A 24,971-nucleotide genomic window follows, 5' to 3' on the forward strand; every position below is an offset into this window, starting at 1 on the left:
ACACTACCTGAGATTGCGCGGCAAATACATCCCCGCAAAGGGAACGTTCAGCGTGGATCGACCAGTTGCAGGATGAGCTGGTGCACGTTGCCGCCGTCGGTGAGCTCGACCTGGTCGAAATCGCGGCTGCGGGCGCGTTGCGCATTCGAGAGTTCGCCGAGCTTCGTCTGGAGTTGGCTGCGGATCTGCTTGCAGTTCGGATCGTTTTCGACCGTCAGGCCGACGCTCATCGTCTCGATCTGCCGCACCATCTCCTTGATGAAATCGCCATGGACCTTTTCATGCGCGGTGACGCCGATGATGAAGGTGTCCCAGCGGCCTTTCAGCGGCTCGGCGAGCTTCGATTTCAGCTTGGGCAGCGTGTAGGTGATGATGAGCTTCGGCTTGTTGACGGTGATGACGCAGGCATCGCCCTGGCGCTCGTATTTGCGCGTCCAGGTGAGCTTGAAACCCGTATGGGCGATGACGCGGCCAAGCCCGAGTTTCGGGCCGCGCGCGCCGATCGACTGGTAGATTTCAAGACCGGTCGAACCCTGCACGGTGTAGGGCTCGACGCGCTCCACCGCCTGCCAGTCCTGCGCCGCGGCATTGCCCGCAAAAAGCAGGCCGGCAAGGAGCAATGCGGCTTTCATCGCCCGCCTCACAGGAACCGGAAGGCGAGTTTTTTGCCGGTCAGCCGTGCGAGCTGCTGGAGGCGGCCGTCGAGGCGTTCGCCGGCAAGCTCGGCATAGTCCTGCGGGACAGCCAGTTCGAGGTCGGTGTCCGGCAGGGTGGACTTGCGGAAGGCGAGATGCGGCACGACACCGGGCATGGAGGCCGAGAACGGATAGACGACGCGCAGCAGCGCGCCGACGAGCTTTGCCAGTTCCCGCAGGCGCGGGGTCGCGATGCTGGCAAGCGAGCTGCTCACTGCATCGTCATTGAGGCCTTCGAAACGGTAGTAGTTGGTGAGCGCGATGAAGGCCCGGCCGGGATGCGTGATGCCGATGAAGGTGCCGTGGGCAATCAGGTTCAGCGCCTGGAGGCCGCGGTAATCGGGATGCGCGCGCCAGCTTATATCCGCGAGCAGGCAGGCAGCCTCGCGATAGCGGCGCTCTTCCTCGGTCTCGGTGATGCCGAAGAGCGGCATCATGCGGCCGGTCCATTCGGCAAGCTCGCGGGCGTGCTCGGGCGAGCGGGCGCGCAGGATGGCGAGTTCGCTTGCGGCGGCCAGCAGCGGGTCGCGCGCCTTTTCGCGGTCGGCCAAAAGCGAATAGAGATAACCTTCGCGCACGCCCTGGGCGGAGAAGAACACCCGCGACGGCTTCATGATGGCGATCGTCTCCTGCATGGCGACGGCGCCGAAGGGCAGCAGGTTGCGGCGACCCTTGGAGATCGCGGAATAGGCCGGATCCTTCTGGTCCTTCGCCGTCACGATGTCGGTCAGGAAATCCATCGCATCGGTGAAGCTGAGCTCATAGCCCTGGATCATGTGCAGCGGATAGTTCTGCATTTCCATGTGCAGGGCGCCGATGGAGCGCCAGGTGCCGCCGACGGCATAGAAGGCGCGGCCCGTGCCGTTCTTCAGGAGGTTGGCGGTGCGCAGGTATTTGCGGGCGACGATACGGGCCTGGGCGGGCGAACCGCCGGAGGCTTCCGACAGGCGGATGCCGCCGAGCGGCAGCGTGATGCCCTTGCCGATCGTGCCGCCGACCACGTCGACCAGTTCCAGCGAGCCGCCGCCGAGATCGCCGACGATGCCGTCGGGATCATGGAAGCCGCTGACGATGCCGAGCGCGGAGAAATAGGCTTCCTCCTCGCCGGTCAGAACGCGGACCTTCTGGCCGAGGATCATTTCCGCCTGGTGGATGAAATCGGGGCCGTTTTCCGCCTCGCGCGCGGCCGCGGTCGCCAGCGCGAACATGGTGGAGGCGCGGGCCTGCGCGGACAGCGCCTTGAAACGGTGGAGGGCTGCAAGCGCCCGCTCGACGCTCGCCTGGTCCATGCGCCCGGTCTTGGCAAGGCCCTTGCCGAGGCCGCACATGACCTTCTCGTTGAACAGCATGGCCGGCGAACGGCTCATGCCCTCGTAGATGACGAGGCGAATCGAGTTGGAACCGATATCCACGACTGACACCGGGGCAATTCCAGGCAACCGCCCCTGCGCTTCAGATTCGACCATGTATATCCGTTTTATTTCTTCCGGCGGCCTTGCCAGCCCGCGATCGCCTTCGGTGCGGAGGACTTCAGGGCTTCACCCCGGCCGGAGAGGCTGGGATTGGTCATGAAGTAGTGCTGAGCGTTGAACGGCTCGGCTCCGGGCTGCACTTCCATGCGCCGGGACGTTCCATCCGGAAGGATTTCGTAGCTCTGCTGGTTATCGATGAGATTGCCCAACATGATCTGCGAAATGACCTGCTCATGCACCGTCCGGTTGATCAGAGGCACAAGTGTCTCGACCCGCCGGTCCAGGTTTCGCGGCATCATGTCCGCGGAGCCTATATAGACCAGCGCTTTATCGGAGGGAAGCCCGTGGCCGTTGCCGAAGCAGAAGATGCGGGAGTGTTCGAGGAAGCGGCCGACGATGGATTTGACGTGGATATTGTCCGAAAGGCCCGGGACCTGCGGGCGCAGGCAGCAGATGCCGCGCACCACGAGGTCGACTTCCACGCCCGCCTGGCTCGCGCGATAGAGCGCGTCGATGATGTCGGGATCGACCAGCGAATTCATCTTCATCCAGATCGCCGCCGGCGCGCCGTTCCGGGCATGCGCGATCTCCTCCTCGATGTGGCGGATGATTCGCGGGCGCATCGTATAGGGCGAGAAGGCGAGCTTCATGCCGGCTTCCGGTTCGCCGTAGCCGGTGATGAAGTTGAAGATGTTCGCCATGTCGCTGGCGATCGTCGGGTTGCAGGTGAAGAAGGACAGGTCCGTGTAGATCTTCGCGGTGATCGGGTGGTAGTTGCCAGTGCCGAGGTGGCAATAGGTGCGAAGCCTGCCCTCCTCGCGGCGCACCACCATCGACATCTTGGCGTGGGTCTTCAATTCGATGAAGCCGAAGACGACCTGCACGCCGGCGCGCTCCAGGTCGCGCGCCCAGCGGATGTTGGCCTCTTCGTCGAAGCGGGCCTTGAGTTCCACCAGCGCCGTCACCGACTTGCCGGCCTCGGCCGCGTCGATCAGCGCGCGCACGATCGGGCTGTCGTTGGAGGTGCGGTAGAGCGTCTGCTTTATCGCCAGAACGTCAGGATCGCGCGCAGCCTGGAGAAGGAACTGGACCACCACGTCGAAGCTTTCGTAGGGGTGGTGGACGACCATGTCCTTTTCGCGGATGGCGGCGAAACAGTCTCCGGCATGCTCTCGGACGCGTTCGGGAAATCGGGCGTTATAGGGCTCGAACCTCAGATCGTCGCGCGGCGCCTTGGCGATTTCCGACAGCGTGTTGAGCGCGAGCAGGCCCGGCAGGATGGCGACGCGGTTGTCCGGCACGCCGAGTTCGCCGACGACGAAACGGCGCAGCGATTCCGGCATTTCCGAATCGGTCTCGATGCGGATCACCGAGCCGCGGCGGCGGCGCTTCAGCGCGGTCTCGAAGAAGCGCACGAGGTCTTCGGCCTCTTCCTCCACTTCGATATCGCTGTCTCGAATGATGCGGAACGTGCCCGAGCCGCGCACGATGTAACCGGGGAAAAGCTTTCCGATGAAGAGGCCGACGGCATCTTCCAGCGTGATGTAGCGGATCGCGCCCTTGGAATCCGGCAGGCGGACGAAGCGGTCGAGCGCCACAGGCAAGCGCAGCAGCGCCGTCATCGGCTCCTTGCCCGTCGTGCTGTCGAGCTGGAGGCCGATCGAGAAGCCGAGGTTCGGGATGAACGGGAACGGATGCGCCGGGTCGATCGACAGCGGCGTCAGCACCGGGAAGATCGACTGGGTGAATTCCTGCTGCAGCCAGATCTTGTCGTCGCTGGAGAGCGCCGTCGGGCGGACGATAAGGATGTCTTCCTTGGCGAGATACTGCTGGAGCACGGCAAGCGAGGCCTGCTGCTCCATCTGGAGATTGTCGATCTCCTTCAGGATGTCGTCGAGCTGCTCGGCCGAGGTTTTTCCATCGGGGCTGCGCACGCCAACACCCTGGCGCACCTGGCCTTCGAGACCGGCGACGCGCACCATGAAGAATTCATCGAGGTTGCCGGCCGAGATCGACAAGAAGCGCACGCGCTCCAAGAGCGGATGGGCGGTGTTCAGCGTTTCTTCGAGGACGCGGCGGTTGAACTGGAGCCAGGAGAATTCGCGGTTGATGAAGCGCTCGGGGCTCGCCATCAGGGCCGTAACATCGATGGTCGCGCCTTCCGGCAGCGGGGCGTGCTCGACAGGCTTTTCCTGGGAGAGGCCCGTCTTTTCCTGGGAGAGGTCCGTGTTCGCAGTATCCATTGGAATGTCCCGCCCCCTTTGCCGTCAGACCCGCCGCATGTTCGGCGCGGTCTCGAACGGAAGAACAATTTTCACTTTAACGCGAAGCGCTTAGCGCAGTTTGACGACAGAACTGTGACAGTCAATCCTTGGGCTGAAAACTAGCCGGAAGTTTCCTCCCCGCCCACCATTTCGCCCAGAACCTCCTGCGCAAGCGCGCGCGTGATGCGGCTGCCGCGGGCGAGCGCCAGGCGATCGAGGCGTTCCACGAGCGTCTGTGCCGCCTCCAGCGAGCGCTCCATGCGCGCCACCATGTAGGCCACCAGTTTCTCGTCGACGAAGAGCTGACGATCGGCGAACAGCTTAACGATGACCTGTGACAGCAGTTCGTCATCCGGCTCGCCGATCTCCACCACCGTTGCGGCCTTGAGGCGCGAGCGCAGGTCCGGCAGGTCGACCGCCCAGGACATCGGCCAGAGCCGGCTGGTGATGAGCAGCGTGTGGCCGTGCTGGCGCACATTGTTGATGATGTGGAAGAGCGTGCGCTCGTCGAAGCCGTTGCGGTCGGCATCCTCGATGAGCACGGGGCCATGCTCGGCCGCTTCCTCGGCGCCCATGCCGGCCTTCGCCTCGACGGCAATGGCGCCCGCCTTCTCGCGCCAGATGGCGGCAAGGTGGGATTTTCCCGAGCCGACCGGCCCGGCGATGATGACCACGGGTGCCGGCCACTGCGGCCAGGCGTCGATCATCGCGACGGCGGCGTTGACGGGCTCGGCAACCAGCAGGTCGTCGCGGCCCGTCGCGGGGTCGTGCCTGAAGGCCAGCGGCAACTGTTCGGCGGTCTTGCGCGATGTCATTGGTCTACTCGGGTACTAACTCTTTGTTCTGACGCGCTTTCGGGTGGAAGGCGCGCCATCGTCAGGCATGCTTTCTTCCAGGAGAACCGGCTTGCTGGTGCCGTGATAGAGGTCGCTGTCAAGGTAGCGCTCCAGGCCGAAGCGGACAAGCACGCCGACGGCGGCGGCGGCCGGCACGGCGATCATCAGCCCGACGAAGCCGAACAGCGCGCCGAAGGCGACCAGCGCGAACATTAGCCAGACCGGATGCAGGCCGACGCGCGAGCCGACGAGCTTCGGCTGCAGGATGTTGCCCTCGATGAACTGGCCGACGAAGAAGATGCCGGCGACGAGGATGACCATCCAGTAATCCGGCCAGAACTGCACCAGCGCCACGCCCACCGACAGGGTGAGGCCGACCAGCGAGCCGACATAGGGCACGAAGCTGATGAGGCCGGCGAAGAGGCCGATCAGCAGGCCGAAATTGAGCCCCGCGAAGGACAGGCCGATGCCGTAGAACAGGCCGAGGATGATGCAGATGGAGCCCTGCCCGCGCACGAAGCCGGCGACGGAGGCGTTCATTTCCGAGGCGAGGCGGCGCACATTGGCGACATGGTCGCGCGGCACCCAGCTATCCACCTTGGCGATCATGCGGTCCCAGTCGAGCAGCAGGTAGAAGGCGACGACCGGCGTGATGACGAAGAGCGAGGCGATGTTGACGAGCGCCATGCCCGAATTCCACACCTGCTTCATGACCGTGCCGAGCAGGCCCGCGCCTTCCGCGAGGATGGCGGAGAAATTCGCCTTGATCGTGTCCATCTGGCTGCTGATCCAGGAGGGCAGCAGGTCCGGGTTGAAGCCGGCGATCTGGGCTTGCAGGCTGGTGATGTAGCCCGGCAGTTTTTCAAAGAAATCCGCGGCCTGGGTGGCCAGCAGCGGAATGATGATCATCAGCGAGAGCGCGAGCAGGATGACGAAGACGATGAGGATGACCACCGTCGCCATCATGCGGCTCAGGCCCCAGCGCTCCAGCCGGTCGGCCACCGGATCGAGGAAATAGGCGAGCGCCATGCCGGCGATGAAGGGCAGCAGGATATCGCTGAACACCATGAGGAAGAGCACGAAGAAGCCGAGCGCGATGAGCCAGAAGACCACCTGCCGCTTCAATCCCGCGCCGCTGATATGGGCTGCCATAACGCTCGTTCCCTTTATTCCTTCGGTGCAGAGGAGATAGGATGCCCGTGGGAGACAGGTCAAGGCTCGGCGGCCGCAAGCGCCGGCATGACGGGTAAATCGGTGAAAAAATCCCGGTTTTCCCGGCATTGCGCTTGCACTTGCCGGCCCATCATGCCAATCGGGCGCGAACAGCGAGAAGTCGGAGACGAGAGCCATGAGCCAGTCGGAAAAGAACGGTCTGACCTACAGCGATGCAGGCGTCGACATCGACGCGGGCAACCTGATGGTGGAAAAGATCAAGCCGGCCGTGCGCTCGACGCGCCGCCCGGGCGCGGATGGCGAGATCGGCGGCTTCGGCGGCCTGTTCGACCTGAAGGCCGCCGGCTTCACCGATCCGGTGCTGGTCGCCGCAAACGACGGCGTCGGCACCAAGCTGAAGATCGCCATCGACGCCGACCGCCACGACACCGTCGGCATCGACCTCGTCGCCATGTGCGTCAACGACCTCGTGGTGCAGGGTGCCGAGCCGCTCTTCTTCCTCGACTATTTCGCCACCGGCAAGCTCGATCCGGACCAGGGTGCCGCCATCGTCGAAGGCATTGCGGAGGGCTGCCGCCAGGCCGGCTGCGCGCTGATCGGCGGCGAGACGGCGGAAATGCCCGGCATGTATTCGCATGGCGACTACGACCTCGCGGGCTTTGCCGTGGGTGCCGCCGAGCGCGGAAAGCTGCTGCCGGCCGGCGATATCGCGGAAGGCGACGTCATCCTCGGCCTCGCCTCCTCCGGCGTGCATTCCAACGGCTATTCGCTGGTGCGCAAGATCGTCTCGCTCTCCGGCCTCGCCTGGGATGCCGAAGCGCCGTTCGATACGTCCAAGAGCCTTGGCGAAGCGCTGCTGACGCCCACCAAGATCTATGTGAAGCCGCTGCTGAAGGCGATCCGCGAGACCGGCTCGATCAAGGCGCTGGCGCACATCACCGGCGGCGGCTTTCCGGAAAACATTCCGCGCGTGCTGCCGAAGCACCTTGCCGCCGAAATCGACCTCGACGCCGTCAAGGCACCGGCCGTCTTCTCCTGGCTCGCCCGCACCGGCGGCGTGGAAGCCAAGGAAATGCTGCGCACCTTCAACTGCGGCGTCGGCATGATCGCCGTGGTGCCGGCCGACAAGGCCGACACGGTTGCCGCCGTGCTGGCCCGTGAAGGCGAGACCGCCTTCCGCCTCGGCCGCATGGTTGCCCGCGAAGAGGGTGCCGCCGGCACGATCTACAAGGGCACGCTCGCCCTATGAGCCAGACGGCACGCAAGCGCGTCGTCGCCTTCATATCCGGCGGCGGCTCCAACATGCTGGCTTTGGCGAAGGCCGCGGAAAGCCCGGACTTCCCGGCGGAGATTGTCGCGGTCTTTTCCGACAAGGCGGAGGCCGGTGGGCTACAAAAAGCCGAGGCGCTCGGCATCCCGGCCCGCGCCTTCCTGCGCAAGGATTTTGCCAGCAAGGAAGCCCACGAGGCCGCCATCCTGGAGGCACTCGACGCACTGTCGCCCGACCTCATCTGCCTCGCCGGCTACATGCGCCTGCTCTCCGGCACCTTCATCAACCGCTACGAAGGCCGTATCCTCAACATCCATCCCTCCCTGCTGCCGCTCTTCCCCGGCCTGCACACGCACCAGCGCGCCATCGACGCCGGCATGCGCATCGCCGGCTGCACGGTGCATTTCGTGACCGAGGGCATGGATGAGGGTCCGGTGGTGGTGCAGGCCGCCGTGCCGGTGCTGCCGGGCGATACGTCGGATACGCTGGCGTCGCGCGTGCTGACTATCGAGCACCGCAGCTATCCACTGGCGCTGCGGCTCGTTGCCGAGGGCAAGGTGCGCATGGAGGGCGGCAAGACCGTCTCCAGCGGAGATCTGCCGCAGATCGATGGTGCGCATCTGATCTCACCGGCGGCGGTTTAACGCCCTCTTTCGGCCCAGACCTTTACCCACCCACCAACGTCATCCTCGGGTTTAACCCGAGGATCAATCCGCGCCCGGAACATGGATGGTCGGGTCAAGCCCGACCATGACGGAGGAGAGGTTGGCGGGAGACGGTGTCAGTGATCAAATGACGAGAATCGGCGCCTTGCCCTTCACGCGGTCGTAGAGGTCCATGACATCCTGGTTGAGCATGCGCACGCAACCCGATGAGACGGCTTTGCCGATCGATTTCCATTCCGGCGAGCCGTGCAGGCGGTAGAGCGTGTCCTCGCCGTTCTGGAAGATATAGAGGGCACGCGCGCCGAGCGGGTTGTTGAGGCCGCCGGGCATGCCGCCGTTGGCGCCGGAATATTTGACCAGTTCCGGCTGGCGCGCGACCATCTCGTCCGGCGGCGTCCATTTCGGCCAGGCCTGTTTCCACTGGATGACGCCGCGGCCCGACCAGGCAAAACCCTGCCGGCCGATGCCGACGCCATAGCGCATGGCGCTGCCGTTCGACTGGATGAGATAGAGGAAGCGGTTGCCGGTATCGACGATGATCGTGCCCGGCTTTTCGGCAAACGGGCTCTCGACCTCCTGGCGGTAGAAGCGTGGATCGATCTGCTGGTAGGGCACGGCCGGCACCTGGTAGCCGCCGTCCGAAACCGAAGCGTAGATCGAGGCGTAACGGGAGGATTCGGGCAGCAGGCCCGAGGGCGGCGTCTGGCCGTAAATGCTGATGGGACCCCTGCCGTCGATATACTCCGGACGGCCTTCCAGCGCGGGATTGCGGAAATAGGGCCGCGTCTCCTCGCGGAAACGGTCCGTATTCATGGACGAGGTGCAGCCGGCGAGACCCGTCGCCATGGCAAGGCCGGAGAACTGCAGGAAGCGGCGGCGGGAAAGCGCGGTGTCGGTCATGGGGGGCGTCGATATCCGTTTTGCGGAAGCCTAGAATGGCGCGAGAGGCTGAATCACTAACTAACGAAATGCCAATTAGGTCCACAACCCTGCCCCAATTGTGGCAATTGCGGCTGACCTCAGGCTTACGCGCGTTGTTTTCTTGCCGACTGTGGCTTGCCGCCACTCTACCAAAGTGGCGCTTTACGCTGTATCCCCGATGGATAGGAATGCCGGGACAGGGGAGTGCGCGACGGGATGGACGCGAGCATCTTGAAGAAAGCGGGGTTTGCGCCCGTGGACGAAGCGGCCTGGCGCAAGCTTGCGGAAAAGGCGCTGAAGGGCGCGGATTTCGAGGCGACGCTGGTCTCCCGCACCGACGAGGGCCTGGAAATCCGGCCGATTCATGCCCGCCGGCAAGGCGCTCTGCCCCTCGCCCACAACCACACCGCCACCCCGCATGCCGGCGATGCCTGGACCGTCAACCAGCGCCGCGACGACGCCGACCTGACCCGCGCCCGCGCGCAGATGGCCGACGACCTCGAAAACGGCGCGACCGGCATTTCGCTCGTCTTCGCCGGCAGCGCCGCCGCCCACGGAACGGGCATCCGCGCCGACAGCGAAACCGCCTTCCGCAAGACTGCCGCCTCGCGCACCGCGGCACCCTTCTCGCTGCGCCTCGAAGCCGACTACGCCGACCGCGCGCTTGCCGCAACCCTCGCCCGCGCGCTCGACGAGGCGGGAGCGCATGGCGTGCCGGTGCATTTCGGGCTCGATCCGTTCAACTCTTCCTCACCTGAAACAGGAGATTCCGCTGCCGCTGCCAAGACCTTGATCGACTTCGGCTTTTCCGGAACGATCTTGAATGCCGACGGCCGGCTGGCGCACAATGCCGGGGCGGGCGAAGCGCTGGAACTCGCCATCGTCGCGGCGGCGCTCGCGGAAAATCTCCGCCTGCTCGACGCGGCAGGTGTTGCGCCCGAAACGACCTTCGCCGCGACCTCGCTGTCGCTCGCCGCCGATCAGGACCAGTTCCTCACCACCGCGAAATTCCGCGCTGCGCGGCTGATCCACGCGAAGATGCAGGCCGCCTGCGGTATCTCCGCGCCGAAGCCCGCGCATATCCACGCCGAGACGAGCTGGCGCATGCTGACGCGGCGCGATCCGGAGACCAACATCCTGCGCAACACCATCGCCGTCTTCGCCGCCGGCACCGCGGGTGCGGACGAGATCACCGTGCTGCCGCACACGCTGGCGCTCGGCCTGCCGGACCCGTTCGCGCGCCGCATCGCGCGCAACACACAGGTGGTGCTGATCACCGAAAGCAACCTCGCCCACGTCACCGACCCGGCTGCGGGTGCCGGCGGCATCGAGGCGTTGACAGATGGGTTGGCGGAGAAGGCGTGGGAGGGTTTTGCCGGGATCGAGAAGATGGGCGGGCTTTCGGCTGCGGTTGCTTCGGGTGCGGTGAAGCGGCTGGTGGAGGCGGCGCGGGATGCGCGGCGGGCGCGGCCGATTGTGGGGACAACGCTGTTTCCGGTGAAGGCGGAGCGGGCGATGACGGTGCTGGGGCCACTTTCGGAGCCAGTAATCGTCGGCGGGCTTCGCCCGGTGCTGCTGGCCGATTTGGTGGAGGAGGCGGCGTGACGCGGGTGGCTTTCCCCCCTCTGCCCTGCCGGGCATCTCCCCCACAAGGGGGGAGATTGGCAAGACGCAAGGACGGCGCTCAAATTGCAACATTGGACATGGGCGAAACATTGCCCCATCCAATCTCCCCCCTTGTGGGGGAGATGCCCGGCAGGGCAGAGGGGGGTGCAGCGACAACACCTGTCCTCTCCGTGGCCCACCCAGAATGCCGCACCGCAGGAGCCGCCGCATGAGCCGGATCCCCGATTTCTCCGCCATCGCCTGGTCAAAGCCGACCACCCCCACAGCCCCCACCGGCGAGGCCGCATGGTGCACCCCGGAGGGCATCACCGTCGCGGGCGCCTATGGCGAGGCGGACCTTGCCGGGCTTTCCTACCTCGACACCTGGCCGGGTGCGGCACCCTATCTGCGCGGCCCCTACCCCACCATGTATGTCCAGCAGCCCTGGACGATCCGGCAATATGCCGGCTTCTCCACCGCAGAGGAATCGAACGCCTTCTACCGGCGCAACCTCGCGTCCGGCCAGAAGGGCCTCTCCGTCGCCTTCGACCTCGCCACCCATCGCGGCTATGACAGCGACCATCCGCGTGTGGCCGGCGATGTCGGCATGGCGGGAGTGGCGATCGATTCCATTCTCGACATGCGCCAGCTCTTCGACGGCATTCCGCTGGACGAGATGAGCGTTTCCATGACCATGAACGGCGCGGTGCTGCCGATCATGGCCCTGTTCATCGTCGCGGCGGAGGAGCAAGGCGTCTCCGAGGACAAGCTGTCCGGGACCATCCAGAACGACATTTTGAAGGAGTTCATGGTCCGCAACACCTATATCTACCCGCCGCAGCCCTCGATGCGGATCATCTCCGACATTTTCAGCTATACCAGCCGGCGCATGCCGAAGTTCAACTCCATCTCGATCTCCGGCTACCACATGCAGGAGGCGGGGGCGACGGCGGACCTGGAGCTCGCCTACACCATCGCCGATGGCATCGAGTATGCCCGCGCGGGCGTCGCCGCCGGGCTCGACATCGACACGTTTGCGCCAAGGCTCTCCTTCTTCTGGGCGATCGGCATGAATTTCTTCATGGAAGTCGCCAAGATGCGCGCCGCGCGGCTGATCTGGGCGGCGCTGATGAAGACGAATTTTGCGCCGAAGGATGCCCGGTCGCTGGCGCTCAGAACCCATTGCCAGACCTCCGGCTGGTCGCTGACGGCGCAGGACCCGATGAACAATGTCATGCGCACCATGGTGGAGGCGATGGCGGCGACGCAGGGGCACACGCAATCGCTGCACACCAATTCCTTCGACGAGGCGCTGGCGCTGCCCACCGACTATTCCGCCCGCATCGCCCGCAACACGCAGATCCTGCTGCAGAAGGAAAGCGGCACGACGCGCATCATCGACCCCTGGGGCGGCTCGGCCTATGTCGAACGGCTGACGCACGACCTCGCCGCGCGTGCGCTCTCCCATATCGAGGAGGTGGAGGCGCTCGGCGGCATGGCGAAGGCGATCGAGAAGGGCATTCCGAAACTACGCATCGAGGAGGCCGCCGCCCGCACGCAGGCGCGCATCGACTCAGGCCAGCAGACCGTCGTCGGCGTCAATTTCTCGCGGCCTGAACGCGACATCGAGGTGGACGTGCTGAAGGTCGACAATTCCGAGGTGCGCGCCCGGCAGCTCTCCAAACTCCAGCAATTGAAGGGCACGCGCGACACGGCGGCGGCCGAAAGCGCGCTCGATGCCCTGACCGGCGTGGCGAAGAGCGGCGACGGCAACCTGCTGGAGTTCGCCGTGAAGGCGGCCCGCGCCCGGGCGACGGTCGGCGAGATCGCCTATGCGCTGGAAAAGGCTTTTGGCCGCCACGTTGCGGAGGTGCGCACGATTTCCGGCGTCTACCGCAAGGAGATGGGCGCCAACGACCGGGCCTTCAACGCCGCCGTCGACAAGGTCGCGGCCTTCGAGACGCTGCGGCGCGAAAAGCCCTCCATTCTCGTCGCCAAGATGGGGCAGGACGGGCACGATCGCGGGCAAAAGGTCATCGCCACCGCCTTTGCCGATCTCGGCTTCAATGTCATTGTCGGCGCCATGTTCCAGACGCCGGAAGAGGTGGCGGAACTCGCCATCCGCGAGGGCGCGCATATCGTCGGCGCCTCGTCGCTGGCCGCCGGGCACCTGACGCTGGTGCCGGAGTTGAAGGCGGCGCTGGTGAAACGCGGCGCGCGCGACATACTGATCGCGGTCGGCGGCGTCATCCCGCCACAGGATTTTCCCGCACTGGAACAGGCCGGCGCCGATGCGATCTTCCCGCCCGGCACCGTGATTGCGGATGCCGCTTCGGCACTGATCGACCGGCTGCTCGCGTGAGTTTGTGAACGCTGTGTCAATCGGCGGCGGAATTGCCGTTTTCGTGCGCGGGCGATAGGTCGGGTCAACTGAAACCGAACGAGGTGACGCGATGCTGGTCAACGGCAAATGGACGGAAGACTGGCAGCCCGTGCAGGCGACGGACGCCAAGGGCGGCTTCGTGCGGCAGGTTTCGAGCTTCCGCAACTGGGTGACGCCGGACGGCAGCGCCGGGCCGACGGGCGAAGGCGGTTTCGAGGCCGCGAGCGGGCGCTACCATCTCTATGTCGCCCTGATCTGCCCCTGGGCCTCGCGCACGCTGATCACCCGAAAACTCAAGAAGCTGGAAGACGTCATCTCCGTCTCCGTCGTGGAGCCGGCGCTTTCCGAGCAGGGCTGGCGCTTCGGCGACTATCTCGGCGCCAACCGCGACGACCTGAACGGCGCGACCTATATGCACGAGATCTACACCAGTGCCGACGCCACCTTCACCGGTCGCGCGACCGTGCCGGTGCTCTGGGATAAGCAGCGCAAGACCATCGTCAACAACGAATCCGCCGATATCGTGCGCATGCTGAACAGCGGTTTCGGCGCCCTGGCGGACGAGAGCGTCGATCTCTACCCGGAAGCCCTGCGCGCCGAAATCGACGCGCTGAACGAGCGCATCTATCCGGCCCTCAACAACGGCGTCTACCGCGCCGGCTTCGCCACCACGCAGGTCGCCTATGACGAAGCCTTCCACGGCGTCTTCGCCATGCTGGACGAGTTGGAAGCGCGGCTTGCCGCCGGCGGGCCGTTCCTGACGGGCGCGACCTTCACCGAGGCGGATATCCGCCTCTTCGTCACCCTCATCCGCTTCGACGCCGCCTATTACGGCCTGTTCAAATGCAACCGCCAGCGCATCGCCGATTATCCGGCGCTCTCGGCCTATACGAAGCGGGTGCTGGACCTGCCGGGCGTGCGCGAGACGGTCAGCATCGACCATATCAAGAACGGCTATTATTCGATCAAGTCATTGAATCCGAACGGCATCGTGCCGGCGGGGCCGGACCTTTCGGCGCTAGGGTTTTAACCCCGCCACGCCTTGACGACGGGGGCGGGTTACGGAATGGTCGGCGCCGATGAGAGCACGGCCATTCCCCTTGGCAAGCCTTTTGGCGGCAGTCGTCTCGGCTGTCGTTCTCGCACTGTCCAGCATGCTCTCCGAGCGTCATTGCGCCTTCGGCTTCGGTGGTTTCCAGTGTAACGACCCTGTGGCCGGCTATGGCAGCGTCTTGTTTACGGCCACCCTTGCCTCCTTCGCCATCCTCATCGTCTCGGCGCTGATCGCGACGTGGAAACTGGTCGCCTGGTTCCGCGCGCGATAGGTCAGGCCTCCTTCGCCTCCACCATTGCCATCAGTGTTTCCAACCGATCGGCATTCGCCGGCAGCTTGTCCTGCCGCAGCCGCGCGATGCGGGGGAAGCGCATGGCGACACCGGATTTGTGGCGGGTGGAGCGGTTGATGCCTTCGAAGGCGACTTCCAGCACAAAGCCGTAGGCGGGTTCGGCGCGCACGGCGCGCACCGGGCCGAAACGGTCGGTCGTGTTGTTGCGCACGTAGCGGTCGAGCACTTCCAGCTCGGCATCGGTGAAGCCGAAATAGGCTTTTCCGACGGGCACCAGCATGTCGCCCTCCGGCCCTGCCGTCCAGACGCCAAAGGTGAAGTCGGAATAGTAGCTCGACCGTTTGCCGTGACCGCGCTGGGCATACATCATCACCGCATCGACATTGTAGGGGTCGCGCTTCCACTTGAACCACGGCCCCTTCATGCGGCCGGCCTGGTAGGGGCTGTCGAGGCGCTTGATCATGACGCCCTCGATGACCGGGTCGGGCGGTTCGCGGCGGATGGTTTCCAGCTCCTCCCAGGTGGCGAAGGGCACGAGCGGCGACAGGTCGAAGCGGTCGTGCGGCGCCTTTTCGATGAGGTGGCCGAGGCGGGCGCGACGGGCGGTGAAGGTCTCCGGGCGCACATCCGCCTCGCCGTCGAACAGCACGTCATAGGCGCGCACGAAGGCGGGGAAGTCGTCCAGCATCTTCGTGTTGACGGTCTTGCGGTTCAGGCGCTGCTGGAGATCGGAGAAGGTGCGCGTCGGGCTGTTCATCCGCGCCGTGCCGCCGACGAGCAGTTCGCCGTCGACCACGCCTTCGAAATTGATCGCGTCCAGCACGTCCGGAAAGGCGGCGGAGATGTCGTCGCCGGAGCGGGAATAGAGGCGACGCGTCGTGCCCGCGGAGGACATCTGCACGCGAATGCCGTCCCATTTCCATTCGGCGGCGAAATCGGCGGGGTCGAGATTGTCGAGGTCGCCCTCGCCCACCGGATTGGCGAGCATGACGGAGTGGAAGATCGCCGGCGTCGCCAATACCGGGCGGTCGGCGCGGCCCTCCAGCCAGGCGAAGAGCGGCTCGTAGGGCGGCGAGATGCCGTGCCACAACGTCTCGATCTCGGTGATGTCCTTGCCGGAGAAATCGGCGAGCGCCTGCTTGGCGAGGCGCGCCGAGACGCCGATGCGCAGGCCGCCGGTCGCAAGCTTGAGGAAGGCGAAGCGGGCGGAGGGATCGAGTTGTTCCAGCAGATCGCGCACGGCACCGCGCACCTCGGTACGGCCGAGTGCGTTCATGCGGGTGACGACGGCGCTCAGCCGCGGCTGCGCCTCGTCCGGCACGCGCTCCTTGCGCTCCTGGTCCCAGACGAGCGCGATGGTTTCCGCCAGATCGCCGACATAGTCGTAGGAATAGCGGAACAGCACCTCATCCATGCGCTCCAGCACGAGTTCGCGCAGCAGCGCCGGCTTGACGCTCTTCAGGTCCAGCGTGCCGGCGATTGCCGCAAGGCCGTAGCCGCGGTCGGGGTCCGGCGTGTCGCGAAAATAGTCGGCGAGGAGTTTGAGCTTGCCGTTGCGCGAGGGGGTGAGGACCAGGCGGTCGAGGAGGGTTGCGAAGGCTCTCATGACCGCAAGCCCCCTCGGATGAAAACTCGCCGGAGCGGCAAACTCCCACCAATCTCCCCCCTTGTGGGGGAGATGTCGCCGAAGGCGACAGAGGGGGGTGGCGACGGTTCGGCACCGTATGCGGCGAGAGGGCACCCCCCTCTGCCCTGCCGGGCATCTCCCCCACAAGGGGGGAGATCGGTCTGACGCGCCGGCCGCGCGCCAACACGCACCCACATCGGGCGCGGAACCGTCAGAAGGAGTGAAGGGTACAGGCTCATGCGCATCAATCCCCCTCATCCTCATAGCCCACCAGATGCAGCGGGCGGGCCGGCACGCCGGCGAGTTCGCACCAGCGGACCAGCGCTTCCTCGCGGCCGTGGGTCACCCAGACCTGGCTTGGCGCCAGTTCGCGGATCGTCTCGGTGAGTTCCGGCCAGTCGCAATGGTCGGAGATGACGAGCGGCAGTTCGACGCCGCCCTGCTTGGCGCGCTGGCGCACCATCATCCAGCCGGAGGCGAAGGCGATGAGCGGTTCGTTGAAGCGGCGCGCCCAGCGGTCGGCGAAGGCCGACGGCGGGCCGACGATGACGGCGCCGCGGAAATCGGTCGGGTCGCCCTTTTCCAGCGTGGCCGGCCGCAGGTCGCCGAGATCGATGCCGCGGCTGACATAATAGTCGCAGAGCCGCGCCAGCGAGCCGTGAATGTAGATCGGCAAGTCATAGCCGCAATCGCGCAGGAGCCGGATGACACGTTGCGACTTGCCGAGCGAATAGGCGCCGACAAGGTGACTGCGCTCGGGGAATTGTTTCAGCGAGGTCAGCAGCTTGCCCATCTCGGCCTTGGGCTCCGGATGGTGGAACACCGGCAGGCCGAAGGTCGCCTCGGTGATGAAGACGTCGCAGGGCACGGGCTCGTAGGCCGCGCAGGTCGGGTCGGCGCCGCGCTTGTAGTCGCCCGATGCGACGATGCGCAGGCCGTCCTTTTCCACCGCGATCTGCGCCGAGCCGAGCACATGGCCGGCGGGGTGGAAGGAGACGGTGACGCCGTTGAGATCGATGCGCTCGCCGAAGGCGGCGGCCTGCGAGGAGCCGCAGAAATCCTCGCCATAGCGGATCTCCATGATGTCGAGCGTCTCGCGTGTCGCCAGCACCGCGCCGTGGCCGGCGCGGGCATGGTCGGAATGGCCATGGGTGACGAGCGCCCTCGCCACGGGGCGGACGGGATCGATGTAGAAATCGCCGGCGGGGCAATAGAGGCCAGCGGGCGCCGGTTTGAGCAGTTGGTCGGGCTTCATGCCAGGGAAGATAGTGGCTTTCGCGCGCTCTGCCAGTGGGGGGCGAGGTGATGCCGGGCGGGCGGGCCGTGCCGGTGGATCCTCGGGTCGAGCCCGAGGATGACGGTGGGGAGGAGAAGCCGCAGGACCATCGACCGGCGCGGCATGCTGCAAAGGTGCTCTCGTCAACCGATCAGCTCTTCTCTTCCGTCATCCTCGGGCTCGACCCGAGGACACATCGCTCAGGCGAGCGCCAGCATGCCGGCGCGCAATGCGGTCATGTCGACGGCGGAGAGTTGCTGGTCGACCTTGGCATGCGTTTCCTTCCAGGTCGGAAAGGCCTGGGTCAGCAGGCGGCGGCCCTCGACGGTCAACCGCAGCAGGCGGCCGCGGCGGTCGCGCGGGTCGGCCTCGACCTTCACGAGGCCGCGGCGTTCGAGCGGCTTGAGGGCGGCGGTGAGCGTGGTGCGGTCCATGGCGAGCAGTGTCGCGACCGGCCCCATCGGCGGCGGCTCGGGACGGTTCAGCGCCATCAGCAGCGAGAACTGGCCGTTGGTGAGGCCATGCGGGCGCAGCGCATCGTCGAAACGCCGCGCAAGGGCGCGCGCGGCGCGCTGCACATGCAGGCACAGGCAGTTGTCACGCACGAAAAGCGTCGTCTCGTAGGGAATCAGCACGTCATCAAGCATGATTCTTACTGTTGATATCAACGTAACAATGTCAAGACCCGGCAGCCCGCACTGCGGGGAATATCAGAGATTCGGGATGCAGAGGATCGCCTGGAGCGCGCGGGCATCGATGGGGCGGCTGAGGTAATAGCCCTGGATCTCGTCGCATCCGGCCTCGCGCAAAAATTCCATCTGCTCGCGGGTTTCGACCCCTTCGGCGATGACGCGCAGCTGCAGCGAATGGGCGAGCGAGATGACGGCACGGGCGATCGCCGCGTCGTCGCCGTCGTCCGGCAGGTCCTGCACGAAGGAACGGTCGATCTTCAGGCGGCCGACCGGGAAGCGCTTCAGCGAGGCGAGGCTCGAATAGCCGGTGCCGAAATCGTCGATGGCCAGCGTCACGCCAAGCTGTTCCAGCCGAAGCATGGTGGCGACCGCCTGCTGCACGTCCTCCATGATCAGGCTTTCGGTCAGTTCCAGTTCCAGGTAACGCGCCTCCAGCCCGCTTTCCTCAAGGGCCGCGGCCACGCGCTCGACCCAGTCCTTCTCCTGAAACTGGCGGGCCGAGACGTTGACGCTGACGACGATGGGCGGCAGGCCGGAGACCTGCCAGGCCTTGTTCTGCCGGCAGGCGGCGCGCAGCGTCCAGTCGCCGATCGGGCCGATCAGGCCGGTTTCCTCCGCCAGCGGAATGAAATCGCCCGGCCCCACGAGGCCACGGTCCGGGTGCCTCCAGCGGATCAGCGCCTCGACGGCGAAGATGCGGCCGGTCTTGAGATCCATCTGCGGCTGGTATTGCAGGAAAAGCTCCTGCTGGGCGAGCGCGCGGCGCAACTCCTCCTGCCGTTCCAGCTTTTCATGCGCCCGGTTGGCGAGTTCGGCGGTGAAGACCTGCATGGCATCGCGGCCGATTTCCTTGGCGCGGTACATGGCGGCGTCGGCCCGGGCGAGCAGTTCGGTGGCGTTGCGGCCATGCTCCGGATAGGCGGCGACGCCCATGCTGCAGGTGACCTGGAAGGAGCGGCCCTCGATCTCGACCGGCTCGGCCACCGCCTCGCGCACGGCGCGCAGCCGGTCTTCCACCGTTTCGCCCTTGCGCGGCGCGCCGTTGATCAACACGACGAATTCGTCACCGCCGAGGCGCACGATGCTGTCGCTGGCGCGCACGCAGGCCAGCATGCGCGCGGCGACGATCTTCAGCAGCGCATCGCCGGCATGATGGCCGAGGCTGTCATTGACCAGCTTGAAATTGTCGAGGTCGAGGAAGGCGAGCGTCATGGTGCCGCCGCGCTCATCCGCCGCCTCGATGGCAGAAGCGACGCGCTCGTCGAGCATGCTGCGGTTCGGCAGGCCCGTCAACGTGTCGTGATGCGCCATGAACTGGATGCTGTCTTCGGCCTCCTTGCGCTCGATGGCTATGCCGGCAATGTGCGTCGCCATGCCGACGAGCTTCATGCATTCGGCGGAAGGTTCGCCCGGCGTGCGGGAATAGAGCGCGAAGGAGCCGAGCACCTTGCCCTGGTAGGAGCGGATCGGCGAGGACCAACAGGCGCGGAAGCCATAGGGCGCCACCAGCGCGCGATAATCGTCCCACAGTGGGTCGGTCGCGATATCGGACACGATGACCGGTTCGCCGCGCCACATGGCGGTGCCGCAGGAGCCCATCGCCGGGCCGATCTCGGCGCCCTCGATCAGCCGGCAATAGGCGGGGTCGAGGTTTGGCGCGGCCCCGTTGACGATGTGCTTGCCGTCGGGCGCCAGCATCAGGATCGAGCCGGTGACGTCGGAAACATGCGCCTCGATCAGCAGGATCAGCGAGGAAAACACCTCGACCAGCGGCGCGCCGAGCGCGATCATCTTGAGGAGATGCGCCTGGCCGACATGCAGGCTCTCGGAGCGCTTGCGCTCGGTGATGTCGCGCGCGATGCCGACGATGCCGATCACCTCGCCGGCGCCGTTGCGCACCGGCAGCTTGGAGGTCAAAAGCCATTTGAGATTGCCGCGGGAATCGCGGATCAGCTCCTCCATGTCGAGCATCGGCCGGCCGGAGCGGATGATCTCCTGCTCCGTCTCGAAGAAGCCGCGGGCGACATGTTCGGGATGGATGTCGAAATCGGACATGCCTTCCAGGCTTTCCAGCCCTTCGCGGTAATTGTCCTTGACGATCGCCCGGTTGGCGACGACGAAGCGGCAGTTGCTGTCCTTGAAATAGAGATAGTCCGGCACCTCGTCGATCATGGCCTCCAGCCAGATCGTGCGGTCGTTCTGCGCGGCGGCAAGCGGGAACAGCCTTGCTGCCTCGCTCATCAGGCGCTCGCTGGCGGACATCAATCGCGCCGTCGCGTCGGCGTCGTCGTTGCCAAGGTGGGACAGTTTCGTCGACATGAACCCCTGCAATTTTCAAACGCAAGGAAGGACACTGCCGGCCGCCGCCTCTTCCCGGTAACACCCAAAGGTACATGCCAAGTCGTTATCCAACCCTAAAGGAAACCAGCGAAATGCTGCCAATGCGGGCTTTCCGTCACATCTTTCGGCAACTTGGGCGGGCATCACCCCGATTGTTCCGTTTCGGCACAAAACCACTTGGCACGGTTCCTGCTCCTTGACCGGCAAGGAGCTATCATGGTTACCAGACGGTTATTCCTTTCAGGCCTGGGTGCGGCCGGCCTCGCCACCGCGGCGGCAGCCCAAAGCGAGCCGATGCCGATCCTCGACGTGGACCTGCGCGGCAGCATCGATGCCTCCGCGCACGGCATCCGCCCGGGGGCCGGCGACCGCAAGAGCAAGGCCTTCGCCAAGCTCCTGAAGGAGGCGGCGGGCAAGAACATGCCGGTCTTCCTGCCGCCCGGCGACTATACGATCTCCAACGTCACCCTGCCCGACAACACGCGCATCACCGGCGTTCCGGGCGCCACCCGCATCCTCTATGGCGGCGACGGCCACCTCTTCGCCGCCGACGGACTTGCCCGGGTCGAGCTTGCCAATCTCGTCATCGACGGGGCGAACCGCTGGCTGGACGACACGGTCGAGGGCCTGGTGCACCTGAGCAACGTCGCCCAGGTGACGATCGAGAACTGCGAGATCAAGGGCTCGTCGAAAACCGCGGTCAGCCTGCAACGCTGCGGCGGGCGCATCGAGCGCAACCGGCTTTCGGGGGCTGCCGACTATGCGCTCTACGCCGTCGAGAGCCACGACCTCTCCGTCACCGGCAACCATGTCTTCGACTGCGGCAATGGCGGCATCCTGATCCATCGCTGGCAGAAGGGTCGCGACGGCACGATCGTTTCCGGCAACCGCATCGCGCGCATGGCGGCCACGCGCGGCGGCACTGGCGAATATGGCAACGGCATCAACATCTTCCGCGCCGACGACGTGATGGTGACGAACAACCACCTCTCCGGCTGCGCCTTCTCCGCCATCCGCGCCAATGCCGGCTCGAACGTGCAGATATCAGGCAATACCTGCCTCGACAGCGGCGAGACGGCGATCTACTCGGAATTCGGCTTCGAAGGCGCGATCGTCAACGGCAACCTGATCGACGGCGCCGCCAACGGCATCCTCATCGTTAATTTCAACGAGGGCGGAAGGCTCGCCACCGTCACCGGCAATGTCGTGCGCAACCTCAAGCTTGAAGGCCCCTATGTGCATGACGGCGCGGGTTTCGGCTTCGGCATCGCGGTGGAAGCCGACACGGTGGTTTCCGGCAACACGATCGAGAACGCGCCGAAATGGGGCCTGATGCTCGGCTGGGGGCCGTTCATGCGCGGCCTCGTCGTCAGCGGCAACCTGGTGCGCAAGAGCCCGGTCGGCTGCGCCGTGACGGTCGTGGAGGAGGCAGGCTCGGCGCTGATCTCCGGCAACATCTTCGAGGACACCCCAGACGGCGCGATCGCCGGCTACCGCTGGAACGAACGCACCACCGGCGACCTCGCGACGGAAGGCGCCACCTACGCGCACCTGACGATCGAACGCAACCGGACGGGCTGAGCCCGTCCCGAAACGCGTCTCTCCTTCCTGCCCGAACGGAGAGGCGCCATGGTGGATGGGGGGGCGGGCTGTCCAGGTACCGCTTCCTCATCCGCTGTCTTGCAATGGCACGCTGCAAGCCTTATTCTAGCTAGACAGTCTAGCCAGGAGGCGCCCATGGAATGGCAGTTGCAGGATGCAAAGAACCAGTTCTCCAAGGTCGTCGACAAGGCCCGCACGGAAGGCCCGCAGGTCGTGACACGGCGGGGCCAGCAGACGGCGGTGGTTCTTTCGATCGAGGACTACAATGCGCTGAAGTCTGGCCGGCCGAGCTTCGTCGACGACCTTCTTGCCGGCCCCGCCTGGGATGACGCCCTTGTCGACGCCATCGAGGCCCGGCCGGAATGGCCCCGGCGCGACGTCACGCTCTGATGTACCTGCTCGACACGAACGTGCTGTCCGAAGCGCGGCGCGGCACGCCCCAGGCGCTCGACTGGCTGCGCTCCGCGGACCCCGACCGGCTCTATCTGAGCGTCATCACGCTCGGCGAGATCATGCGCGGCATTGCTCTCAAGGAACGCTCCGATCCGCAGACGGCCGCGCATCTCTCCGCATGGCTCGCCCGCCTCCGGCAGGACCACGCGGCACGCATCCTTCCAATTACCGACCGGATCGCCGTTGAATGGGGCCGCGTTTCGGCGCTGCGCCCCCGCGGCGGAGCGGACGGCCTGATCGCTGCCACTGCCCTTGTGCACGACCTGATCGTGGTCACACGTAACATCGCCGATTTTGCCGATACCGGCGCCGCCTGCCTCAACCCCTGGGAGCTGTAGCAGCCTCAGCCGCCATGGCCCTCATGGTTGCCGGATGCGGCGTCGCCCTGTTTTGCGCCGGGCTTGGCGGCTTCGATCTTGAAGTCGACGTCGATCGTGCCCGCCTTTTCGAAGGTCAGGGTCGCCTTGAAGCTTTCGCCTTCCTTGAAGGGCTGCTTGATGCTCATGAACATGACGTGCTGGGCGCCGGATTTGAGCTCGACGGTGGCGCCGGCGGGGATTTCGATGCCGTCGGGCAGCTGGCGCATCTTCATGATGTCGTTCTCGATGGCCATCTCGTGAAGCTGCACGTCGTCGGAAACCGTCGGCGCGGTGATGGAGACGAGGCGGTCGGCCTCGCTGCCCTTGTTGGTGATGGTGAGGAAACCGCCGCCGACCGGCTGGCCGGGCAGCGTCGCCTTGGAAGCCGGGTGGTGGATTTCGAGATTGCCGAGGGTGAATTCGTGGGCGAAAACGGCCGAGGCCGAGAGCGCCAGCGCGAGAACCGTTGCAAGCATGCGTTTCATGAAAATTCCTTTCTAGAGCATTTCCAGCCGAAGCGACTTCGCTTCGGCGTCGGATAATGCGGCAAAACAAAAACCTGGAGCATGTCCGGTGAACCGGAGTTCACCGGACATGCTCTGGTCACGAGAAGATGCGCCTGAGCGGCGGCACGAAGCGGATGACGAGCTGGTCGAGAAGGATCATGGCGAGGATGGTGATGCCTGTCAGCGGAAAGAGCACGCCGAAGATGGCGGCGATGGCCCAGAGGCCGAAATAGATGCGCTTTTCGCGCGGGGCCGGCGGCACGCCGATGCGGCCCTTCGGCCGGCGCTTCCACCACATGACGACGGCCGACACACTCATCGCGATGACGATGAAGGAAGTCGACAGCATGAGGAGCTGGTTGAACAGCCCCCATTCCTGGCCCTTGTGCACGTTGATGCTCCATTCGATCGCCTTGCCGGTCGCGGGATAGTCGGCAAAGGCGGTATCGACGAGGCGCTCGCCGGAATATTGGTCGATATGGATCGTGCGCTCGTATTCCAGATCGGCCGGGTAGATTGCCGCGGTGTAGACGCCGGTCTGGCCCGAGGGTGGCGACAGCTCGTAGCCGGGCAGCATGCCGGCGGCGTTGGCGATCGTCACGGCATTGTCGAGGCCGATCGGCGGCAGGGCCTTTTGGCCGTCAGCGGGAACGGTCGATTGCGGCACCGGGGCGTTTTCCATCAGCCAGGAGGCTTTCGGCAGCACGTCGGTGGTGATCAGCATGGAATGCGGTACGCGGTCCCAGAGTTCGACCGGATAGCCCATGCCGTTGGCCGTCAGCGTCGCATTGACCTTGGCGCCCCAGAAGCCGGACCAGAGCAGGCCGGAAAACGCCATGAACAGGATGACGACGCTTGCGAAGACGCCGGTGACGGCGTGGATGTCGCGCCAGAAGACGCGCCGGGCCGGCGTGCCGCGCACGCTGACGACGCCGCCGGTGGCATTGCGCGGCCACCAGAGATAGAGGCCGGTCAGCACCAGCACGATGGCGAAGCCGGCGACGACCTCGATGATGCGCTCCCAGGAGGTGCCGAAATAATCGAGGCTGTGCAGGTCCTCGACGACCTGGTTGAACTCCTGGTTCGCCGGGAGGGTATCGAGCACGGCGCCGTCATAGGGGTCGACGAAGACGAGCATTCTGCCGGCATCGCTGGCGAGCGTCACGCGGGCGGAACGATCCGCGCCGGCGGGCGTGCGGTAGGAGGCGAGCGTGCTGCCCGGTACAGTGGCGAGCGCCTTTTCGACGATTGCGGAGGGCGGCAGTTCCGCGGTGCCGACCGCGACATAGTTGCGGTAGCGGAACAGGCTCGCGTCGATCTCGTCGTTGAAGAGATAGAGCCCGCCGGTGATGGCGAGGCTGACCATGAAGGGCACGGCGAGAAGGCCGGCGAAGAAATGCCAGCGCCAGATGGCGCGGTAGAGGCGCTGGGCGAGCGCGGAAGGTTCGGCGGCGGCAAGGGCCGGCGCATCGGAGATAACGGACAT

At 65.6% G+C, this 24,971-nt stretch carries 21 protein-coding genes; 9 read left to right on the forward strand and 12 right to left on the reverse strand.

Annotated features, from left to right (window positions below; genetic code table 11):
- Positions 1-47 precede the first annotated feature (47 nt).
- From AC1RWL_RS23480 to AC1RWL_RS23500, 5 genes are all read right to left on the reverse strand, one after another.
- Positions 48-632 (reverse strand): DUF922 domain-containing Zn-dependent protease, encoded by a 585-nt coding sequence (locus AC1RWL_RS23480; protein ID WP_439618774.1) that lies wholly within the window; start codon positions 630-632, stop codon positions 48-50.
- An 8-nt stretch (positions 633-640) separates the two neighbouring features.
- Positions 641-2,161: an exopolyphosphatase gene (gene ppx / locus AC1RWL_RS23485; protein ID WP_256118721.1), complete on the reverse strand. Its 1,521-nt coding sequence runs from the start codon at positions 2,159-2,161 to the stop codon at positions 641-643.
- Between the two features lie 11 nt (positions 2,162-2,172).
- Positions 2,173-4,299 (reverse strand): RNA degradosome polyphosphate kinase, encoded by a 2,127-nt coding sequence (locus AC1RWL_RS23490; RefSeq protein WP_439631608.1) that lies wholly within the window; start codon positions 4,297-4,299, stop codon positions 2,173-2,175.
- A 251-nt stretch (positions 4,300-4,550) separates the two neighbouring features.
- The gene (gene hdaA, locus AC1RWL_RS23495; RefSeq protein ID WP_493095643.1) at positions 4,551-5,246 is read right to left on the reverse strand and encodes a DnaA regulatory inactivator HdaA; all 696 of its coding nucleotides are present in this window, start codon (positions 5,244-5,246) and stop codon (positions 4,551-4,553) included.
- Positions 5,247-5,261: 15 nt separating this feature from the next.
- Positions 5,262-6,419, reverse strand: coding sequence for an AI-2E family transporter (locus tag AC1RWL_RS23500; RefSeq protein WP_493095644.1), 1,158 nt, complete (start codon positions 6,417-6,419; stop codon positions 5,262-5,264).
- Between the two features lie 196 nt (positions 6,420-6,615).
- Here AC1RWL_RS23500 and purM point away from each other — a divergent pair, with 196 nt between their 5' ends.
- Together purM and purN are read left to right on the forward strand one after the other, a co-directional pair.
- Positions 6,616-7,689, forward strand: a complete 1,074-nt coding sequence (gene purM, locus AC1RWL_RS23505; protein WP_493095645.1) for a phosphoribosylformylglycinamidine cyclo-ligase — start codon at positions 6,616-6,618, stop codon at positions 7,687-7,689.
- A complete protein-coding gene (purN, locus tag AC1RWL_RS23510; protein WP_493095646.1) occupies positions 7,686-8,354 on the forward strand; it encodes a phosphoribosylglycinamide formyltransferase in 669 nt (222 codons plus the stop codon). Before purM ends, purN begins: the two co-directional genes overlap by 4 nt.
- Positions 8,355-8,498: 144 nt before the next feature.
- Here the strand turns inward: purN and AC1RWL_RS23515 are convergent, their stop codons facing one another.
- Positions 8,499-9,275, reverse strand: a complete 777-nt coding sequence (locus AC1RWL_RS23515) for a L,D-transpeptidase (protein ID WP_256118717.1) — start codon at positions 9,273-9,275, stop codon at positions 8,499-8,501.
- A 237-nt stretch (positions 9,276-9,512) separates the two neighbouring features.
- Between AC1RWL_RS23515 and AC1RWL_RS23520 the strand changes: the two genes are divergently transcribed.
- The 4 genes from AC1RWL_RS23520 (at position 9,513) to AC1RWL_RS23535 (ending at position 14,609) form a co-directional block, all read left to right on the forward strand.
- Complete coding sequence (locus AC1RWL_RS23520) at positions 9,513-10,901, forward strand: methylmalonyl-CoA mutase family protein (RefSeq protein ID WP_493095647.1); 1,389 nt, start codon at positions 9,513-9,515, stop codon at positions 10,899-10,901.
- A 229-nt stretch (positions 10,902-11,130) separates the two neighbouring features.
- A complete protein-coding gene (gene scpA / locus AC1RWL_RS23525) occupies positions 11,131-13,263 on the forward strand; it encodes a methylmalonyl-CoA mutase (RefSeq protein ID WP_493095648.1) in 2,133 nt (710 codons plus the stop codon).
- Between the two features lie 91 nt (positions 13,264-13,354).
- On the forward strand, positions 13,355-14,314 hold the full coding sequence (locus AC1RWL_RS23530) for a glutathione S-transferase family protein (RefSeq protein WP_493095649.1): 960 nt from the start codon (positions 13,355-13,357) through the stop codon (positions 14,312-14,314).
- Between the two features lie 49 nt (positions 14,315-14,363).
- Positions 14,364-14,609 (forward strand): hypothetical protein, encoded by a 246-nt coding sequence (locus AC1RWL_RS23535; protein ID WP_493158493.1) that lies wholly within the window; start codon positions 14,364-14,366, stop codon positions 14,607-14,609.
- A gap of 1 nt (position 14,610) precedes the next feature.
- Here the strand turns inward: AC1RWL_RS23535 and AC1RWL_RS23540 are convergent, their stop codons facing one another.
- The 4 genes from AC1RWL_RS23540 to AC1RWL_RS23555 form a co-directional block, all read right to left on the reverse strand.
- Positions 14,611-16,236 (reverse strand): cisplatin damage response ATP-dependent DNA ligase, encoded by a 1,626-nt coding sequence (locus AC1RWL_RS23540; protein ID WP_493095651.1) that lies wholly within the window; start codon positions 16,234-16,236, stop codon positions 14,611-14,613.
- Between the two features lie 265 nt (positions 16,237-16,501).
- Positions 16,502-17,512 (reverse strand): ligase-associated DNA damage response exonuclease, encoded by a 1,011-nt coding sequence (locus tag AC1RWL_RS23545; RefSeq protein ID WP_493095652.1) that lies wholly within the window; start codon positions 17,510-17,512, stop codon positions 16,502-16,504.
- A gap of 221 nt (positions 17,513-17,733) precedes the next feature.
- Positions 17,734-18,180 (reverse strand): MarR family winged helix-turn-helix transcriptional regulator, encoded by a 447-nt coding sequence (locus AC1RWL_RS23550; protein WP_493095653.1) that lies wholly within the window; start codon positions 18,178-18,180, stop codon positions 17,734-17,736.
- A 63-nt stretch (positions 18,181-18,243) separates the two neighbouring features.
- Entirely contained in the window at positions 18,244-20,544 is a 2,301-nt protein-coding gene (locus tag AC1RWL_RS23555; RefSeq protein WP_439631613.1) for a putative bifunctional diguanylate cyclase/phosphodiesterase, read from the reverse strand.
- A 237-nt stretch (positions 20,545-20,781) separates the two neighbouring features.
- Here AC1RWL_RS23555 and AC1RWL_RS23560 point away from each other — a divergent pair, with 237 nt between their 5' ends.
- The 3 genes from AC1RWL_RS23560 to AC1RWL_RS23570 all read left to right on the forward strand — a co-directional run bounded on the left by AC1RWL_RS23560 (position 20,782) and on the right by AC1RWL_RS23570 (position 22,958).
- Positions 20,782-22,146, forward strand: a complete 1,365-nt coding sequence (locus AC1RWL_RS23560; protein ID WP_493095654.1) for a TIGR03808 family TAT-translocated repetitive protein — start codon at positions 20,782-20,784, stop codon at positions 22,144-22,146.
- A 156-nt stretch (positions 22,147-22,302) separates the two neighbouring features.
- Entirely contained in the window at positions 22,303-22,557 is a 255-nt protein-coding gene (locus tag AC1RWL_RS23565) for a type II toxin-antitoxin system Phd/YefM family antitoxin (RefSeq protein WP_439631617.1), read from the forward strand.
- Positions 22,557-22,958, forward strand: coding sequence for a type II toxin-antitoxin system VapC family toxin (locus AC1RWL_RS23570; RefSeq protein WP_493095905.1), 402 nt, complete (start codon positions 22,557-22,559; stop codon positions 22,956-22,958). The genes AC1RWL_RS23565 and AC1RWL_RS23570 overlap by 1 nt, the downstream gene beginning before the upstream one ends.
- Positions 22,959-22,963: 5 nt before the next feature.
- Here AC1RWL_RS23570 and AC1RWL_RS23575 read toward each other — a convergent pair whose 3' ends face one another.
- Entirely contained in the window at positions 22,964-23,464 is a 501-nt protein-coding gene (locus AC1RWL_RS23575; RefSeq protein WP_256118706.1) for a copper chaperone PCu(A)C, read from the reverse strand.
- 118 nt (positions 23,465-23,582) lie between these two features.
- Positions 23,583-24,962 carry a PepSY-associated TM helix domain-containing protein gene (locus AC1RWL_RS23580; protein WP_493095906.1) on the reverse strand — a complete coding sequence of 460 codons (1,380 nt, stop codon included), beginning with the start codon at positions 24,960-24,962 and terminating at the stop codon, positions 23,583-23,585.
- Positions 24,963-24,971 lie beyond the last annotated feature (9 nt).

It is taken from the genome of Shinella sp. GW821-FHT10F02 (assembly GCF_058809275.1).

Coding starts and splice junctions, on each gene's coding strand:
- AC1RWL_RS23480 (WP_439618774.1), bottom strand. CDS start 632: ATGAAAGCCGCATTGCTCCTTGCCGGCCTGCTTTTTGCGGGCAATGCC.
- ppx (WP_256118721.1), bottom strand. CDS start 2,161: ATGGTCGAATCTGAAGCGCAGGGGCGGTTGCCTGGAATTGCCCCGGTG.
- AC1RWL_RS23490 (WP_439631608.1), bottom strand. CDS start 4,299: ATGGCGAGCCCCGAGCGCTTCATCAACCGCGAATTCTCCTGGCTCCAG.
- hdaA (WP_493095643.1), bottom strand. CDS start 5,246: ATGACATCGCGCAAGACCGCCGAACAGTTGCCGCTGGCCTTCAGGCAC.
- AC1RWL_RS23500 (WP_493095644.1), bottom strand. CDS start 6,419: ATGGCAGCCCATATCAGCGGCGCGGGATTGAAGCGGCAGGTGGTCTTC.
- purM (WP_493095645.1), top strand. CDS start 6,616: ATGAGCCAGTCGGAAAAGAACGGTCTGACCTACAGCGATGCAGGCGTC.
- purN (WP_493095646.1), top strand. CDS start 7,686: ATGAGCCAGACGGCACGCAAGCGCGTCGTCGCCTTCATATCCGGCGGC.
- AC1RWL_RS23515 (WP_256118717.1), bottom strand. CDS start 9,275: ATGACCGACACCGCGCTTTCCCGCCGCCGCTTCCTGCAGTTCTCCGGC.
- AC1RWL_RS23520 (WP_493095647.1), top strand. CDS start 9,513: ATGGACGCGAGCATCTTGAAGAAAGCGGGGTTTGCGCCCGTGGACGAA.
- scpA (WP_493095648.1), top strand. CDS start 11,131: ATGAGCCGGATCCCCGATTTCTCCGCCATCGCCTGGTCAAAGCCGACC.
- AC1RWL_RS23530 (WP_493095649.1), top strand. CDS start 13,355: ATGCTGGTCAACGGCAAATGGACGGAAGACTGGCAGCCCGTGCAGGCG.
- AC1RWL_RS23535 (WP_493158493.1), top strand. CDS start 14,364: ATGAGAGCACGGCCATTCCCCTTGGCAAGCCTTTTGGCGGCAGTCGTC.
- AC1RWL_RS23540 (WP_493095651.1), bottom strand. CDS start 16,236: ATGAGAGCCTTCGCAACCCTCCTCGACCGCCTGGTCCTCACCCCCTCG.
- AC1RWL_RS23545 (WP_493095652.1), bottom strand. CDS start 17,512: ATGAAGCCCGACCAACTGCTCAAACCGGCGCCCGCTGGCCTCTATTGC.
- AC1RWL_RS23550 (WP_493095653.1), bottom strand. CDS start 18,180: ATGCTTGATGACGTGCTGATTCCCTACGAGACGACGCTTTTCGTGCGT.
- AC1RWL_RS23555 (WP_439631613.1), bottom strand. CDS start 20,544: ATGTCGACGAAACTGTCCCACCTTGGCAACGACGACGCCGACGCGACG.
- AC1RWL_RS23560 (WP_493095654.1), top strand. CDS start 20,782: ATGGTTACCAGACGGTTATTCCTTTCAGGCCTGGGTGCGGCCGGCCTC.
- AC1RWL_RS23565 (WP_439631617.1), top strand. CDS start 22,303: ATGGAATGGCAGTTGCAGGATGCAAAGAACCAGTTCTCCAAGGTCGTC.
- AC1RWL_RS23570 (WP_493095905.1), top strand. CDS start 22,557: ATGTACCTGCTCGACACGAACGTGCTGTCCGAAGCGCGGCGCGGCACG.
- AC1RWL_RS23575 (WP_256118706.1), bottom strand. CDS start 23,464: ATGAAACGCATGCTTGCAACGGTTCTCGCGCTGGCGCTCTCGGCCTCG.